This is a genomic window from Nonomuraea sp. NPDC050643 (assembly GCF_040654715.1).
Lineage (GTDB): Bacteria > Actinomycetota > Actinomycetes > Streptosporangiales > Streptosporangiaceae > Nonomuraea.
Genome location: NZ_JBFAIM010000106.1, coordinates 17,959 through 33,317, shown reverse-complemented (window position 1 = coordinate 33,317; position 15,359 = coordinate 17,959). Strand labels below are relative to the sequence as shown.

Below are 15,359 nucleotides of genomic sequence, written 5' to 3'. Positions count from 1 at the left end.
AGCGCGTCGAGCGCGGCCGACTCGGCGAGCTGACCTGCGCCCAGAGCTGGGCCGGCGACACGTTCGCCACCGCGGCCCTGGCCCGCCGCCGGATCACGCTCCTGTCGTCCATGCCCGTCTCGCCGGCCGGCACCCAGGAACTGCTCGACGCGCTCGTCATGGTCACCGAGGCCGGCCTCGGCGCGGGGGACGTGCCGGGCGCCCGCCAGTGGGCCGGGCGGCTGGCCGGCCATCCGTCGCTGGCGGAGGTCGGCCACCAGGCCACGTGCCGGCTGCTGGTGGTCGAGGCGCTGGCGGGCGGCGTGGACGAGGTGCTCACCGGCAGTGTCCGGTTCCTCGACGCGTGGCGGCGGGCCGGCAGCCCCGCCCGGTCGTTCCTCTGCTCGGCGGCGGCCGGTGTGGCGATGATCCACGGCCTGCGCGACGACCAGGACGCCCGGCGCGAATGGCAGGAGGTCCTCGACCGGCTCGGCACCCCACCGGAGCGCACGTACGGCTACGGGGCGATCTTCGACGGGATGCTCCTCCTGCACCAGGGGCGGGCGGCGGAGGCGCTGGAGCGGATGGCCCCCGAGCCCGGGCAGGTGTGGAAGTGGGTCACCTGGATCTGGCTGCACTGGTACGTCGCGCTGCGGGCCGAGGCCGCCGTGCTCGCCGGGAGCCCCCACGCTCGCGACCACCTGGCCGAGGCCCGGGACATCGTGGCCGGGAACCCGGTCGCCGCCGCCATCGTGGCGCGCGCCGGAGCCCTGCTCGACGGCGACCGGCAGGCGCTGCTCGCGACGGCGGACGCGTTCGACGCCGCCGGCTGCGGCTACCAGTCCGCACGGACTCTGGTGCTCGCCGGTGGCGGCCAGGCCGAGCGCGGCGCCGCCGCTCTCGCCGGCCTCGGCCTCGCCCCGATGGCCCCTGCCCCGGCGCCGACCGGCACCGCGCCGACCGGCACCGCGCCGACCGGACTCGACCCCACGGGTTGACCTGCTGTTTCATGCCGTTCGTCTGGGTAGTAAAGGTGTTTTCGGATGCTTTGAGGAGTTACGTGATGGCTGGCCACGTGGAGGTCGAACGCAAATACGAGATCGACGGAGCCGCCGAGATCGCGATCGACGATTTCGCCGGCCCGGACGGCCAGGTCTCGGTGGAGGAGCCGGAGACGCGGCGGCTGGTGGCCGACTACGTCGACACGCCGGACCTGACCCTGGCGGCCCACGGCATCACCCTGCGCCGCCGCCGCGGCGGCCGGGACGAGGGATGGCATCTGAAGGTGCCGGCGGCCAAGGGCTCCAGGCGGGAGGTGCGCGCCCCGCTGGGGTCGGGCGTCCATCAGGTGCCCGCGCGGCTGGTCAAGCTGGTGGCGGCCCACGTACGCGGCCACGAACTCGTCCCGATCGTCACCGTGGAGACCACCCGCACGACACGGCGGCTGCGGGGCGAGCACGGTGAGGTGCTCGCCGAGGTGGCCGACGACGTGGTCCTCGGCCGCCGCCTGGACGTGGACCGGCGGCCCGCGTCGTGGCGCGAGGTCGAGGTCGAGCTGGTGGACGGCCCGGCCGGCGTGCTGGACACGGTGGAGGCCAGGCTGCGCCGGTCCGGGGCCGTGCCGTCCGCCGCGGCCTCCAAACTGGCCCGCGTGCTCGGCGACTCCCCGGCTCCCGGCCGCGCCCCCGAGTCCGGGCGCAGCGCGGGCACGGTCCTGATCGCGTACGTGCGGCGCCAGCGCGACCGGCTGCTCGCCTACGACCCGCTGGTACGGCTGGCCGACCACGACGACGACTCGGTGCACAAGATGCGCGTGGCCGTACGCCGGATCCGCAGCCTGCTGCGCACCCACTCCCGGCTGCTGGACGGCGACCGGATCGGCCCGCTGGACGCGGAGCTGACGTGGCTGGCCGGCGAACTGGGCACGGTCCGCGACCTCGAAGTGCTCACCGCGCGCTTCGACCGCCACCTCACCGCCCACCTCCGCGACGGTTTCGACGGCGACGGGCCGGACAAGGGCGGCGCGGCGCGGCAGCGCGTGAACGACCTCAAGTCCGCGGAATGGCCCGCCCACCTGGTCGCGCGCGAGCGCAGGGCCCGGCGGGAGCTCAACAAGACGCTGCGCTCACCGCGCTATTTCGCCCTGCTGACGGCCCTCGACGACTTCATCGACGCCCCGCCCCTGCGCGGCAGGGCCCGCCGCAAGGCCGGCCGTCTCACCCCCGCCGTGGTGGCCAAGAGCTGGCGCAAGGTCCTGCGCAGGTACGCCGAGGCCGAGCACCTGCCCGAGGGCCCCCAGCGTGACCGCGCCCTGCACTCCGCCCGCAAGGCGGCCAAACGCGCCCGGTACACCGCCGAGGCGGCCACGCCCTTCCTCGGCAAGCCCGTCAAGAAGCTCGCCGAACAGGCCGAACGCCTGCAAGAGGCCCTCGGCCGCCGCCAGGACGCCCTCGTCGCCCGGCAGCAGCTCACCCGGCTCGCCACCCGACCCGGCCTGACGGCCGCCGACGCCTTCACCCTCGGTCTGCTCCTCGCGGACGAGCGCCACGAGGCCGCCGAGGCGGACCACGCCCTGGCCCCCACCTGGAAGAAGGCCGCCAGGCCCAAACTCCTGCGCGCTCTCGGAGGCTGACCGGCGGCTGGTCCCGTCCGCTGGTCGTGGCGGCCGTGTGATCCGCGCCTCATCGCGTTGACTCTCACATCGATGTGAGAGTTTAGCGTGGCCGCATGGCGGCGAAGGTGCCACCCCGCCTGCTGCCGGCCGCTCCGAGAACCCGAAAGAGAGCCGACCCATGCCCACCCCTGCCCTGCCCCCTTCCCCGCTCGGCCGCGTCGTCCGCGGCACCGGCCCCGGCCTGCTGCTCGCCCACGGCGCCGGCGGGGGAGTCCAGCCCAACTTCGGACCCGTGCTGGACGGCCTCGCCGAGCGCCACACCGTGGTCGGCCCCGACTATCCCGGCACCGGCCGCACCCCTCGCGCGGCCACCCCGCCGACCCTGGACCGGCTGGCCGACGAACTGGTGGCCACGGCGGTCGAGGAGGGACTGGAGACCTTCGCCGTCACCGGATACTCGCTGGGCGGAGCCCTGGCGGTCCGCGCGGCCACCCGCCACCCCGGACGTGTCACCGCGCTCATCCTCACCGCGGGCTTCGCCCGGCCGAACCCCCGCTTCCGGCTCGCCGTACGCCTGTGGCGAGACCTCCTCGAGGACGGCGACGCCGAGCGGCTGGCGGCGTTCGTGGCCCTGATCGGCATCGGCGCGCCGACCCTGGACGGCTTCCGCCAGGACGACCTCGACAGCGCGTTGAAGGAGGCCGCGGCGGCCATCCCGCCCGGCACGCCGGACCACCTGGCCCTGATCGACCAGGTGGACGTGCGCGGCGATCTGCCCGGGATCACCGTGCCGGCACTCGTCATCTCGACCACGTACGACGGCTTGGTGACGCCCTTCCACCACCGGCAGCTCGCCGACGGGATCCCCGGCGCGCGGCTGACCGAACTCGCCACCGGGCACCTGCCCTTCGCCGAGCGTCCCGAGGAATGGCTCACCCTCATGCGCGGCTTCCTCGACGGCGCCCACCCCGGCTCCTGACCCCGGCGGACAGGCGCGCGCCGAACTCTTGACTGCGCTGGTCAGATCGACTAGACCACAGGAAGCCCAGCGATCATCACGCAGTGGAGGACAGGATGTCCGGCAGAGCGTTGGTACGACCCGCGGCCCGCGCCGCGTTGACCGCAGTCACGACCGGCTCGCTGATAGCGATCGGCGCGCTGCCGGTCTCGGCGGCGGCGCTGGACAGGCCGCCGCGAACGACCAAGGGGCCGTGCCAGTACACCGAGACCCCCGACGACCCGGCCGTGCGGAAGGTGCCGCTGCCGCCGGACCCGCGCCGCACTCCCACGCGTCCGGTCTCCGCGGTGCTCAAGACCAACCACGGCGACATCGGGCTCGCCCTCGACCCGGCCAAGGCGCCGTGCACGGTGCAGAGCTTCGTGCACCTGATCCGGCACCGGTTCTACGACGTCACGTCGTGTCACCGACTCACCGCGTACGACCGGCTGAAGGTGTTGCAGTGCGGCGACCCCGGCTTCACCGGTGAGGGCGGGCCGGGCTACCGCTACAAGGACGAACTGCCCACGGATCTGCCGCCGTGGCCGGGCGACTCGACCGGAGTGCGCAAGACGTACGCGCGCGGGGTGCTGGCCATGGCCAACGCCGGCCCCGACACCAACGGCAGCCAGTTCTTCCTGGTCTACGGCGATTCCGGGCTGGCGCCCAACTACACGATCTTCGGCACGGTGGACGCAGCCGGGCTCGCCGCGCTCGACCGCATCGCCGCCGGCGGCATCCAGCCGGTGCCGGACGGTCCCACGCCCCCGGTGGACGGCAAGCCGGTCCTCCCGGCCGACATCCGGGACGCCCAGGTGCGCCGCAGGTAGCCCGCCACGAATCGTCCCGCTCTCCGTCCTCACCACCTCATCACGCTTCCGCCGGGCCGGGTGAGGGCGGAGCCGGGCGCACCCCCTAGAGGTCTTCCCGTGTCACCAGGTCGAGCAGGCCGGGGAAGCGGGCGTCGAGGTCCTGCCGGCGCAGGGTGATGAACAGCTTCCGGCCCTCGGGCCGCTGGAAGATCACGCCTGCCTCGCGCAGGACGCGCCAGTGCGTGGTCAGCGTGGACTTCGGCACGTCGGGCACGATCGAGCCACAGAACTGCTCCTCGCCCGACTCCAGCGCCCGCACGATCTTCGCTCGCACCGGGTGGCCGAGCGCCGCGAGCACGTCCAGCAGGTTGATCTGGTCGCGTGACGGATGCAGCATACGTCGATTGTACGCATGTCCCGGACAGTGATTTGACAAGGCGTCCGTCTCTGTACGAGCATCTCGAACCGTACGAATATCCCGGACAATCGTAAGTGGGAGACGTGACTCATCGCGCAGGCTTGACCCTTGCCCTGCTGGCGCTGTCCCAGCTCATCACCTCGCTCGACTACTTCATCGTTTACGTCGCCCTGCCCGACATCGGGCGGGACCTCGGCTTCTCCGCCCAGACGCTGCAGTGGGTGGCCAGCGCGTACGCCGTCGCCTACGGCGGCTTCCTGCTGCTCGGCGGCCGGGCGGCCGACCTGCTCGGCCGCCGCCGGATGTTCGTCGCGGCCATGGCGCTGTTCGCGTTCTCGTCGCTGGCCGGTGGGCTGGCCGAGAGCCAGGCGCTGCTGATCGCCGCCCGCGCGGTGCAGGGACTCGGCGGGGCCCTGCTCTTCCCCGCCACGCTGGCGCTGGTCAACACGGGATTCGAGGAGGGCCCCGCCCGTAACAGGGCCCTGGGCGTGTGGAGCGGCGCGGGCGCCGGCGGGCTGGCGCTCGGGTCGCTGCTGGGCGGGCTGCTGACCGGGGCATGGGGCTGGCCGGCGGTCTTCTACGTCAACGTGCCGCTGGCCGCCGTCGCCATCGCGGGCGCCTACCTGCTGATCCCGGCGGACGGCCCGCGGGCCCGCGGACGCCGCTTCGACCTGCCGGGCGCCGTGCTGGCCACCGCCGGGGTGAGCCTGCTGGCCTTCGCGCTCATCCAGGGACCGGAGTCGGGGTGGACCTCGCCGCCGGTCCTCGGCGGCGCCGTGCTGGCCGCCGTCCTGCTGGCCGCGTTCGTCTCGGTCGAGAGGCGCGGCGACGACGCGCTCATGCCGCTGCGGCTGTTCGGCAACCGCAGCCTCAGCTCGGCCGTCGCCGTCATCATGGTCTTCGGCGTCACCTTCAACGCGCTGCCGTACTTCCTGACCGTCTACTTCCAGACCGTCCTCGGCTACGGCGCGGTGGCGACCGGACTGGCCTTCCTGGTGCCCGCGCTGCTGATCGCCCTCGGCACCCAGCTCGGCGGGCGGCTCGCGGGCCGCGTCGGGATGCGCCCGACCCTGATCGCCGGCACGGTCGGAGGGGCCGCGGGCACCGCGCTGGTGGCCTTCGGCGTCAGCGCCGACGGCTCGTACGCGAACGTCCTGCCCGGAATCGTGATCATGGGGCTCGGCCAGGGCCTCACCTGGACCGGAATGTGGATCGCCGCCGCCAGCGGCGTCGCCGGTCACGAGCAGGGCGTGGCCTCCGGGCTGTCCTCCACGGCGCTGCAGGTCGGCTCGGCGCTCGGCCTGGCCGTGCTGGTGGCCGCCGGCGGACTGGGCGAGGCGAGCGGCACGGCGCTCGCAACCGGGCTGCGCACGGCGGTGTTCCTCGCCGCGGCGGGCATGCTGCTCGGCACCGCGATCGCGCTCACCTTCGCCAGGAGGCGCGTCGCCCAGCCGACGCCGGCCTGAAACCCGCCGATGTCCGTCTGGGAGGAGATGTGATGTTCGACGTCGCGATCGTGGGCGGCGGGCCCGTGGGCATGCTGCTGGCCGCCGAACTCGGGCTGCAGGGCGTCCGGCCGCTCGTGCTCGAACGGCGGCCGACGCCGTCCGGAGAGTCCAGGGCCGGGACGCTGCACGCGCGTACCGCGCAGAGCCTCGACAGGCGCGGCCTGCTCGAGGCGGTCGGCAGGCCGAGCGGCGGAAGCGTGAGCTTCCACTTCTCCGGCATGTTCGGGCTCGACCTGGGCGCGGTCGTGGAGGAGGGCGCGAGCATCGTCGGCAGCCCGCAGGCGTGGGCCGAGCAGGTGTTCGCCCGCCACGCGGCCGCGCTGGGCGCGGAGATCAGGCGAGGCCAGGAGGTCACCGGGCTGGTCCAGCGCGACGACCACGTGGTGCTGACCGCCAACGGGCGCGAGCTGGCCGCGCGCCACGTGGTGGGCACGGACGGCGCGCGCAGCACGGTACGCCGCGCCGCCGGGATCCCGTTCACCGGCACGCCCGCGCGGGTGGCCGCGCTCATGGGCGACGTGCGGCTGCTCGACCCGTACGGCGTGCCGCCCGGTTACACCCGCACCCCGCGCGGCTGGCTCATCGTCTGGCTCGACCCCGCCGGGCACAGCCGCGTCACCACCTACGACTTCCGTGCCCCGCACGACGACCGCCAGGCCCCGGTCACCCTCGCCGAGCTGCGGGAGGCGGCCGGGCACATCCTGGGCAGGGCGGTGCCGATGGCCGATCCCCGCAACCTGTCCAGGTACGGCGACGCCGCGCTGCAGGCGGACACGTACCGCGAGGGCCGGGTGCTGCTGGCGGGGGACGCCGCGCACGTGCACTTCCCGTGGGGCGGCCAGGGGCTGAACACCGGGCTGGCGGACGCGTTCAACCTGGGCTGGAAGCTCGCCGCCCAGGTGCGGGGGCACGCGCCGGACGGGCTGCTCGACACCTACCACGCGGAGCGGCATCCCGTGGCCGCCCGCGTGCTGTGGAACGTGCGGGCGCAGACCGCGCTGGCCGACCCGGACCCGGCGGTCGATCCGCTCCGCGAGCTGTTCGCCGAGCTGATGCGCTTCGACGAGGTGAACACGTACCTGAGCGGGATGATCAGCGGCGTGCACACCACCTACGACGTGGGCGTGCCCGGGGCCGGCCGGATGGCTCCGGACCTCGTGCTGAAGACCGCCGGCGGGCCGATCAGGCTGGCGGAGTCGCTGCGGACCGACCGGCCGCTCCTGCTCGACCTGGCCGGGCGCGACGACCTGGTGGCCGAGGCGGCCGGCTGGGCGGACCGGGTGGACGTGCTCCGGGCCGGCGTGGAGCACGTCCACCCCGCCGAGGCGCTGCTGATCCGTCCCGACGGATACGTGGCGTGGACCTCCGACGCCGTCGGACATCCACTGCGGGACTCGCTCGAACGCTGGTTCGGCAGAAGCGCCCGAGCCTGACGCCGGCCCAGGGCCGTGAAGACGTCGCGAAAGCGGGGTGAAGCAGGCCGCTGCCACGCTTGGGGCCATGCGTCTGTTCAGGAATCTCGCGATCGTGATCGTCAGCGCCGCCGCCTTCGCCTGGCTGGCCGCCACCGCCACCGCCACCGCCACCGCCGGTGACGTCGGCGGCGCCGCGCCGGTGGGTGTCGCCGCGCCGGCCGTGGACGCCGGCTTCGCCGGGCCGTACTCCACGCTGCCCTCGTGCCGGGAGCACCAGCAGGTCTACCGGAACTGGGGGCTCAAGGTGGAGGGCCCCTGTCTGTGGGGATCCCAGATCGTCGGAGGGCAGATAGTGGAGGGATGGTTCTTCTGGTGGTCGCGGTACTGACCCCCTGGCGGCACGGGTCAGCGAGTCGCCTGATCGGGGGCGGAGCGGCTGCCCGCATGGCGTGCCCGCAGGTCGGTGAGCACCGCCTCGGCCGCGCGCCGGCCGGAGACCAGGGCGCCCTGGAGGGAGCCGGTGTCGCGGTGGTCGCCGCACACGTACAGCCCGGCGCGCAGGCGGACGGGGCGTCGCAGCGGGTACGGCGGCGGCATCGCGGGCAGCGCCGCCGGGACCGGGTACGTGGCCACGTGCTCCCAGCCGGAGGTGTCGCCGTAGATCTCACTCAGGCGCCGCCGGACCGGCCGTTCGTCGGCGACCAGGCCCAGGACCGACGTGGACACGAGCGCGCGCCCGTCGGAGGAGTACTGCGGGGCCGCGTCCGTGAGGACCAGCGTGTCGGCGATGGCGCCGGTGGCGTCGATGATCTGCACCGGCTCGCGCAGGGGTGAGCGGGGAGCGGCGTGGTAGAAGGTGGTCACCGCGCGCATCGGCGGCACCTCGATCTCGCTCAGCAGGTCACCGGCCGAGCGGGGGTCGGCGGCCACCACCACGGCCCGGCCCTCGACGACGGTGCCGTCCGCGAGTCGCACGCGGTCGGCCGCGACCTCGGCCACGCGGGCGTCGAGGGTGACGGTGCCCGGCGGCAGCCGGTCGGCCAACTGACGCGGGATCTGCCCCATCCCGAGCGCGGGCACGCCGATGGTGCCGCGCGCGAACGACCGCCAGAGCAGGTGGAAGACCCGGCTGGAGGTGTCGAGGTCGCGTTCCAGGAGCACCCCGGCCAGGAAGGGGCGCATCAGGCAGTCGATCATCTTCGCGGACATGCCCCAGGCGCGTAGTTCGTCCTCGGTACGCCGTTCACGCCCGCCGCGCAGCCGGGAACCGGGCAGGGCCACGTCGCGCGCGGTGAGGGCGGCGAGCACGGCCTGGTCCCGCAGGGTGCCGACACCGGACAGCGGCCCGCTCAGCGCGTGCCGGGGATGCCGCCACGGCAGCATCACCCTGGCCCTGGCGGAGGTCCCCTGAACGATCAGCCCCGAGGCGAAGGGCCGCAGGTCGAGCGCGTCGATGTCGAGGACGCGCCGGGCCTCGGGATAGGCGGTGTTGAACACCTGGAACCCGCGGTCCAGCCGGAACCCGCCGACGACGTCGGTCCGCACCCGGCCGCCGACCCCGTCGGACGCCTCCAGCACCCGCACCGGCAGGCCGGCCTCGTGCAGCCGCACCGCGCAGGCCAGGCCCGCCATCCCGGCTCCCACGACGACGACGGCCTCGCGTGTCTCCCGATCGCTGTCCATGCCGACGCCCCTACCCGCGTCCGCGCAGGTCAGACGTGCACCCGGGCCCTGGTGTCGGCGCTACTCGTCGTGAGGCCCCTGTCTCGGTGCCGCACGGACGTGCGTGCGTTCGCCCTGTTTCCCGATGAGGCTCAGGAACTCGACGGGACCGGTGCCGGCGGCCCCGAACCAGTGCGGGGTACGCGTGTCGAACTCCGCGGCCTCCCCGGGCCTGAGGACGAGGTCGTGCTCCCCGAGCACCAGGCGGAGCGTCCCGTTGAGGACGTAGACCCAGTCGTAGCCCTCGTGGGTGCGCAGGTCGGGGTCGGCGACGTCGCTTCCGGCCGGGAGGACGAACTTGTACGCCTGGATCCCACCGGGCCTGCGGGTCAGCGGCAGGATGAACGAGCCGTCGCCGCAGGGGATGGGACGCAGGTTGATGCGGGGATCGCCGGTCGGCGGCGCGTCGACGAGCTCGTCGAGGGTGACCCCGTGAGCGCGGGCGAGCGGAAGCAACTGCTCGAGCGTGGGACGTCGCAGGCCCGCCTCCAGCCGCGACAAGGTGCTGGTGGAGATGCCGGTCTCGGCCGCGAGGTCGGCGAGCGTGACGTCGCGGTGCAGCCGAAGGCGTTTCAGCCTCGGCCCGACGGCGTCGAGGGTGCGGTCAATGGTTTCGTCCACCCCGCCATTTTGCCATTCGGCAACAACGTTTGCGTATCCGCCCGCTCCGTCAGCACCATGAACGGACCCCCACCACCTGGAACGAGGAGTACGACCTGTGACGCACGAATTCGACAAGGGCTACTGGGAGCGGCACTGGCAACAGGGGCGAGCCGGGGGCCCGGGGGTTATGGGTGGCAACCCGCCGAACCCGTACCTCGCTCGTGAGACCGCCGGCCTGACACCGGGCACGGCACTGGACGCGGGGTGCGGCGGCGGCGCCGAGGCGATCTGGCTGGCCTCGCACGGCTGGGACGTCACCGCCGCCGACATCTCGTCCGAGGCCCTTGCGCTCGCCGCCGGGCGCGCGGCGGCGAGCGGGGCTCCCGAGAGCCCGCGGTGGGTCGAGGCGGATCTGAGCGTCTGGAGCCCGGACACGCGGTTCGACCTGGTCATGACCTACTACGCGCACCCGGCGATGCCCCAGTTGGAGTTCTACGACCGCATCGCCGGATGGGTGGCGCCCGGCGGCACGCTGCTCATCGTGGGACACCTGCACACCCAGGACTCCGCCGGCCACGGACACCACCCTCCGGACTCCCCGGGCCACGGGCACCACTCCCCGGGCCACGGGCACCACCCTCCCGCCGAAGCGTCGGTCACCGCCGCGGCCATCACCGCGCGCTTGGACGGCGCGGAGTGGGAGATCGTCACCGCCGAAGAGCACCTGCGCACACTCACCGGCAACGAGGGCCGGGCGGTCTCCCTCCACGACGTCGTCGTGCGCGCCATCCGCCGCCGGTAGCCACCCCTCCTCCGACAGCGCCAGGGCCGGCTGCGGCTCTGGCGCCGATCCCCCCTGCCTTCTCGAAAGGAACCCATGAGTACGAACCCGCCCGCAGACCCGGAAGACCCCGGCCCGACCGTCCACGACCCACGACAAAGACGGACGATCCTGGCCGGGGTCTGCGTCGCCCTCATGGCGGTCATCGCTTCGGTGTCGGGGCTGAACGTCGCCCAGCCGGAGCTCACCGTCGCGTTCGACGCCTCGCAGACCGAGGTCCTGTGGTTCATCAACGTCTACACCATCACCCTGGCCGCGTCGCTCCTGCCACTCGGCGCGATGGGCGACCGGTGGGGCCGCAGGCCGGTGCTGCTCGCGGGCCTGATCGTCTTCGGGACGGCGAGCGCGGCGGCCGGCCTCGCCACGTCGTCCGAGATCATGCTCGCCGCGCGGTTCCTGAGCGGCGTGGGCGCAGCGATGATCATGCCGGTCACCCTCGCCGTCATCACCTCGACCTTCCCGGACGAGGCGCGCTCCAAGGCGATCGGTGTGTGGACCGGCGTCGCCGGCGGTGGCGGCATCCTGGGGATGTACCTGTCGGCCGTCCTGGTCGACGTGGCGAGCTGGCGGTGGCTCTTCGTCCTGCCGGTCGTGCTCGTCGCCGTCGCCGTCGTCCTGACGCTGCGATCCGTCCCGAACTCGCGTGAGACGTCAGGGCACGGGTTCGACGTCGTCGGTTCGCTGTCGTCCGTGGTCGCGGTGGTCGGGCTCGTCTTCTTCCTGCACGAGGGCCCCGGACGAGGCTGGACCGCGCCCGCCACGCTCCTGAGCCTCCTCGTCGGCGTCGTCGCCGCCGCCGGATTCGTGGCCTGGGAACTGCGCCGGAAGGCGCCACTCCTCGACGTCCGCCTGTTCAGGGAGCGGGGTCTGGCGAGCGGTTCCGTGTCGCTCCTGACGGTCTTCGGCGTGCAGGCCGGGATCTTCGTGGTCCTCTTCCCGTACTTCCAGGCGGTGCTCGGCTGGTCCGGCCTGCGCTCCACTCTCGCGCTCATGCCGATGGCGCTGCTGATGATGCTCGCCTCCGGCCTCGCCCCGTGGGTGGCCGCGCGCGTCGGCGGCCGGCCGACGATGGCCTCAGGGATCTTCCTGGGCGGCGCGGGGCTGGTCCTCATGGCCGTCTTCGTCTCCGTCGACGGCGGCTACCTCTCGATCCTGCCCGGGATGCTCGCCATGGGACTCGGGATGGGGCTGACGATGACGCCCTCCACCGAGGCCATCACCACCGCCCTGCCGCGTGAGCGCCAAGGCGTCGCCTCCGCGCTCAACGACGTCACCCGGGAGTTCGGGACCGCGCTCGGCGTCGCGCTGCTCGGAGCGGTCCTGAGCGCCGGCTACCGCCGCGCCGTCGACTCCCGGCTCGACGGGGTGCCGGACGCCGTCGCCGACACCGCCCGTGAGGGCGTCGCCAACGCCCTCACCGCCGCCGACGGGGCCGGCTCGCAGGCGCGGGCGCTGGTCCGGGCCGCGCAGGAGTCCTTCGTCGACGGCTGGCAGCAGGCCATGTGGGCGGGGGCGGCGGTCATGGCGGTCCTGTTCGTGTACGTTCTCGCGCGAGGCCCGCGGCAACCGGCCCAGGGTTCCGGCGAGCCTGATCCGCCGAACGTCTCCGACCGCCGACCTTCCGGCGTGCCCACAGCGTCTGGAGGTTACTGACACGAGCAGAGACGTTGGATCGTCACGCCCGCAGGACGACGGTGAACCAGCACGTCTCGTGGCGGCGCAGGCGCGGCGCGGGGGAGGTGTCCATCGCGGACCCGCCCGAGCGGGCCTGAACTCGACGTGAAGGGGCTGCGGCGGCCGGCCGATCCGGCGCGGCGGTACTCGGCGCTGAAGAAGAGCCTCGACGTGCGAAGCGTCATCGAATAGGCGGCCGTGGATCCTGCGGCGGCCGGGTGCGGATGAGCTCGGCGCCGAGCGTGGTCGCCTGGTGCAGCATCAGGTTGGCCTGGCGCGCGCTGGTGATCAGCCCCGCCTGCCGCAGGATGTGCGCGTGCTTGCTGGCATTGGCCAGGGACGCCCCGGTACGCCGGGCGAGTTCCGTGGTGGTGCAGCCCGGCGTCGCCACGATGCAGCGGAGCGTCGTGGCACGGGTCCTGCCCAGCAGCTCCGCCAAGGGGTCCTTGACGGTGATAGGCGAGGTGTCCCAGCGGCGGGCCGGATAGACCAGAACGGGCGGAAGCCCTTGATCCACCAGCGCGACGGGCGTGACCCGGCAGAAGTAGGAGGGGATCAGCGTCAGTCCTCGTCCGCGCAGGTGGATCTCCCGGGAGTTCCGTGCGGACCGCGCGGGATAGTCGGCCTCCAGGACCGGTGGTCTCCAGCGCATCATCGGCGGCAACCGGTCCAGCATCTGCTCCACGCCGTCATCGGTGAGATGCCGGGCCAGGGCCGAGCGCTCCTGGCCGAGGGTGTGCTCCATCTGCCGCAGGTGCGGAGCGAACGCCGCCCGGCAGTAACCCGCCGCCACCCGGCCGAGGTCGCGGACGGCGCGCGGATCACCTCGGGCGAGGTCCTCCAGCCCGGGAGGCAGGCCGTAGTAGGTCCGCAGGAGGTCGAGCTCATGGCGGATCCGCCGGCGCGGAGTCGCGGCAAGGGCTTCGACGCCCTGGTCGAGTCCGGTCAGGGATTCGGCGGGGGTGAGGAAGTCGGGGAAGTACGGTCCTGACGGGGCAAGGGGGATCAGCACGTTCCGCGTCCGCGCGAGCAGGCCGATCTCGGCGAGGCCGTCACGGACCCGCCGGCGCCAGGCGGCCGTCGCCGCGCCCCCGCCTCGGGCCTGGAGAAGGTGCAGGCTGAGCACCATCTCCCACATCAGGTCGGGACGGGAGGCGATCCGAACGCGGGCGAGATCCTCGGGGGTGAAAACGATCTTCAAGGTCCCTTTGGCCATGTAGGCAGGCTCACCCGGCCGGATCGCCATCGGATCAACATGACATTGCGCCGGGCGCAAAGGTCGTGCTGGGAGTCAGGACGTGCCGACGACCGACGACGGCCTGACCGAGGAGCCCCGCGCCGCCGACCCGACGGCGCTGTGCCGGATCCTGGCCGAGCCGGCGGGCGCCCGTCCGACAGGCAGGTGGGACGAGCGCGGCGAGGTCAGAGGATGAACGTGAACAGGGGCGAGCCCGGGGGGATGCGCTCCACCGTGAGCGGGCCGGCCTTCATCCGGAACAGGAGACTGTCGAGGTCGCCGGCCCGTTCGAGCTCGATGCCGACGAGCGCCGGGCCGGTCTCGCGGTTGTTCTTCTTGACGTACTCGAAGGCGATGATGTCCTCGCCGTCTCCCAGGACCTCGTCCAGGAAGTGGCGCAGGGCGCCGGGGCGCTGCGGGAAGGTCACCAGGAAGTAGTGCCTCAGCCCGATGTGCACGAGCGAGCGCTCCAGCACCTCGTTGTACCGGCTGACGTCGTTGTTGCCGCCCGACACCACGCACACCACCGGCTCGCCGAAGGCGTACGGCAGGAGTTCGCGGGCCGCGGCGCCGGCCAGGGCCCCGGCGGGCTCGGCGATGATGCCGTCGGTCTGGTAGAGATCGAGCATCTCGGTGCACACCGCGCCCTCATCGACCGCGACGACCTCGTCCACCAGGTCCTTGACCAGGGGGAACGTGGCGTCTCCCACCCGTCCGACGGCGGCGCCGTCCACGAAGGTGTCGAGCTCGGGCAGGGCGAGGGGCCCGCCGTGGTCGAGGGCGGCGCGCATGCTGGACGCTCCGGCGGGCTCGGCGCCCACGATGCGGGTGCGGGGGGAGTGCTCACGCAGCCAGACGGCGATGCCGCTGATCAGGCCGCCGCCGCCGACCGGGACGACCACGGTGTGCGGCGCCTCCCCGCACTGCTCCAGGATCTCCAGGCCGACCGTGCCCTGCCCGGCCATCGTCCTGACGTCGTCGAACGGATGCACGTAGATCGCGCCGGTGTGCTCGCCGTCGGCGTGCGCGGCGTGGCTCGCCTCGTCATAGGTGCCGCCGCCGACCACGACCTCCACCCGGTCGCCGCCCAGCGCCGCGATGCGCTCGCGCTTCTGCCGGGGCGTGGTGGAGGGGACGTACACGCGACCGCTGATGCCCAGGCGCGCGCAGGCGAACGCGACGCCCTGCCCGTGGTTGCCCGCGCTCGCGCAGACCACGCCGCGGCGCCGCTCATCCTCCGTGAGCGAGGCGATCAGGTTGAACGCGCCGCGCACCTTGTAGGAGCGGCAGACCTGCGCGTCCTCGCGCTTGAGCAGCACATGACCGCCGAGCAGGCCGGACAGCCGCTGGTTCGGCTCCAGCGCGGTACGGCGGATCACCGGCCGCAGCCGTTCGGCCGCCTGGCTGATCATTGCGGCGGTGAGGCGGTCGCTCATCACACTCCTGGCACAGCGGTGGATCAAGGGATTGGCAGCGGGCGCGTCGTGCGGTGGCGACGGCGGCGGCCGGACAGGCGATCACCGGCGACGGTGTCCGTCG

14 protein-coding genes and 1 pseudogene are annotated in these 15,359 nt (G+C 73.4%); 10 read left to right on the top strand and 5 right to left on the bottom strand.

From position 1 onward, the window contains the following. From AB0I15_RS63195 to AB0I15_RS63180, 4 genes and pseudogenes are all read left to right on the top strand, one after another. Window positions 1–977: pseudogene (locus tag AB0I15_RS63195) on the top strand (ATPase); the annotation flags it as partial. A 65-nt stretch (window positions 978–1,042) separates the two neighbouring features. After that, entirely contained in the window at window positions 1,043–2,611 is a 1,569-nt protein-coding gene (locus AB0I15_RS63190; protein WP_358119340.1) for a CYTH and CHAD domain-containing protein, read from the top strand. Between the two features lie 160 nt (window positions 2,612–2,771). After that, the gene (locus AB0I15_RS63185; RefSeq protein ID WP_358119337.1) at window positions 2,772–3,572 is read left to right on the top strand and encodes an alpha/beta hydrolase; all 801 of its coding nucleotides are present in this window, start codon (window positions 2,772–2,774) and stop codon (window positions 3,570–3,572) included. 95 nt (window positions 3,573–3,667) lie between these two features. Beyond that, entirely contained in the window at window positions 3,668–4,420 is a 753-nt protein-coding gene (locus AB0I15_RS63180) for a peptidylprolyl isomerase (RefSeq protein ID WP_358119334.1), read from the top strand. A gap of 85 nt (window positions 4,421–4,505) precedes the next feature. Here the strand turns inward: AB0I15_RS63180 and AB0I15_RS63175 are convergent, their stop codons facing one another. Then, window positions 4,506–4,799 carry a helix-turn-helix domain-containing protein gene (locus tag AB0I15_RS63175; RefSeq protein ID WP_358119332.1) on the bottom strand — a complete coding sequence of 98 codons (294 nt, stop codon included), beginning with the start codon at window positions 4,797–4,799 and terminating at the stop codon, window positions 4,506–4,508. 122 nt (window positions 4,800–4,921) lie between these two features. Between AB0I15_RS63175 and AB0I15_RS63170 the strand changes: the two genes are divergently transcribed. The 3 genes from AB0I15_RS63170 (at window position 4,922) to AB0I15_RS63160 (ending at window position 8,131) form a co-directional block, all read left to right on the top strand. After that, the gene (locus AB0I15_RS63170; protein ID WP_358119330.1) at window positions 4,922–6,286 is read left to right on the top strand and encodes an MFS transporter; all 1,365 of its coding nucleotides are present in this window, start codon (window positions 4,922–4,924) and stop codon (window positions 6,284–6,286) included. A gap of 32 nt (window positions 6,287–6,318) precedes the next feature. Further along, entirely contained in the window at window positions 6,319–7,761 is a 1,443-nt protein-coding gene (locus tag AB0I15_RS63165) for an FAD-dependent monooxygenase (protein WP_358119327.1), read from the top strand. Window positions 7,762–7,828: 67 nt separating this feature from the next. Then, entirely contained in the window at window positions 7,829–8,131 is a 303-nt protein-coding gene (locus AB0I15_RS63160; RefSeq protein ID WP_358119324.1) for a hypothetical protein, read from the top strand. A 17-nt stretch (window positions 8,132–8,148) separates the two neighbouring features. On the opposite strand, the gene AB0I15_RS63155 is transcribed toward AB0I15_RS63160, so the two are convergent. Continuing rightward, window positions 8,149–9,426, bottom strand: a complete 1,278-nt coding sequence (locus AB0I15_RS63155; RefSeq protein ID WP_358119321.1) for an NAD(P)/FAD-dependent oxidoreductase — start codon at window positions 9,424–9,426, stop codon at window positions 8,149–8,151. A 60-nt stretch (window positions 9,427–9,486) separates the two neighbouring features. Continuing rightward, entirely contained in the window at window positions 9,487–10,086 is a 600-nt protein-coding gene (locus tag AB0I15_RS63150) for an XRE family transcriptional regulator (protein ID WP_358119318.1), read from the bottom strand. A gap of 97 nt (window positions 10,087–10,183) precedes the next feature. Here AB0I15_RS63150 and AB0I15_RS63145 point away from each other — a divergent pair, with 97 nt between their 5' ends. Together AB0I15_RS63145 and AB0I15_RS63140 are read left to right on the top strand one after the other, a co-directional pair. After that, window positions 10,184–10,870, top strand: a complete 687-nt coding sequence (locus AB0I15_RS63145) for a class I SAM-dependent methyltransferase (RefSeq protein WP_358119316.1) — start codon at window positions 10,184–10,186, stop codon at window positions 10,868–10,870. A gap of 75 nt (window positions 10,871–10,945) precedes the next feature. Further along, window positions 10,946–12,562, top strand: coding sequence for an MFS transporter (locus AB0I15_RS63140; protein ID WP_358119314.1), 1,617 nt, complete (start codon window positions 10,946–10,948; stop codon window positions 12,560–12,562). 202 nt (window positions 12,563–12,764) lie between these two features. Here AB0I15_RS63140 and AB0I15_RS63135 read toward each other — a convergent pair whose 3' ends face one another. Further along, window positions 12,765–13,799, bottom strand: coding sequence for a helix-turn-helix domain-containing protein (locus AB0I15_RS63135; RefSeq protein WP_358119312.1), 1,035 nt, complete (start codon window positions 13,797–13,799; stop codon window positions 12,765–12,767). 82 nt (window positions 13,800–13,881) lie between these two features. Between AB0I15_RS63135 and AB0I15_RS63130 the strand changes: the two genes are divergently transcribed. Then, window positions 13,882–14,016, top strand: coding sequence for a hypothetical protein (locus tag AB0I15_RS63130; RefSeq protein WP_358119309.1), 135 nt, complete (start codon window positions 13,882–13,884; stop codon window positions 14,014–14,016). Here AB0I15_RS63130 and ilvA read toward each other — a convergent pair. Further along, window positions 14,006–15,256: a threonine ammonia-lyase IlvA gene (ilvA, locus tag AB0I15_RS63125; RefSeq protein WP_358119306.1), complete on the bottom strand. Its 1,251-nt coding sequence runs from the start codon at window positions 15,254–15,256 to the stop codon at window positions 14,006–14,008. The genes AB0I15_RS63130 and ilvA overlap by 11 nt on opposite strands. Window positions 15,257–15,359: the final 103 nt, after the last annotated feature.

Bases quoted from the DNA above. Each gene is read 5' to 3' on its own strand.
- ilvA (WP_358119306.1), bottom strand. From the start codon at position 15,256: ATGAGCGACCGCCTCACCGCCGCAATGATCAGCCAGGCGGCCGAACGG.
- AB0I15_RS63165 (WP_358119327.1), top strand. From the start codon at position 6,319: ATGTTCGACGTCGCGATCGTGGGCGGCGGGCCCGTGGGCATGCTGCTG.
- AB0I15_RS63160 (WP_358119324.1), top strand. From the start codon at position 7,829: ATGCGTCTGTTCAGGAATCTCGCGATCGTGATCGTCAGCGCCGCCGCC.
- AB0I15_RS63190 (WP_358119340.1), top strand. From the start codon at position 1,043: ATGGCTGGCCACGTGGAGGTCGAACGCAAATACGAGATCGACGGAGCC.
- AB0I15_RS63180 (WP_358119334.1), top strand. From the start codon at position 3,668: ATGTCCGGCAGAGCGTTGGTACGACCCGCGGCCCGCGCCGCGTTGACC.
- AB0I15_RS63175 (WP_358119332.1), bottom strand. From the start codon at position 4,799: ATGCTGCATCCGTCACGCGACCAGATCAACCTGCTGGACGTGCTCGCG.
- AB0I15_RS63185 (WP_358119337.1), top strand. From the start codon at position 2,772: ATGCCCACCCCTGCCCTGCCCCCTTCCCCGCTCGGCCGCGTCGTCCGC.
- AB0I15_RS63135 (WP_358119312.1), bottom strand. From the start codon at position 13,799: ATGGCCAAAGGGACCTTGAAGATCGTTTTCACCCCCGAGGATCTCGCC.
- AB0I15_RS63155 (WP_358119321.1), bottom strand. From the start codon at position 9,426: ATGGACAGCGATCGGGAGACACGCGAGGCCGTCGTCGTCGTGGGAGCC.
- AB0I15_RS63140 (WP_358119314.1), top strand. From the start codon at position 10,946: ATGAGTACGAACCCGCCCGCAGACCCGGAAGACCCCGGCCCGACCGTC.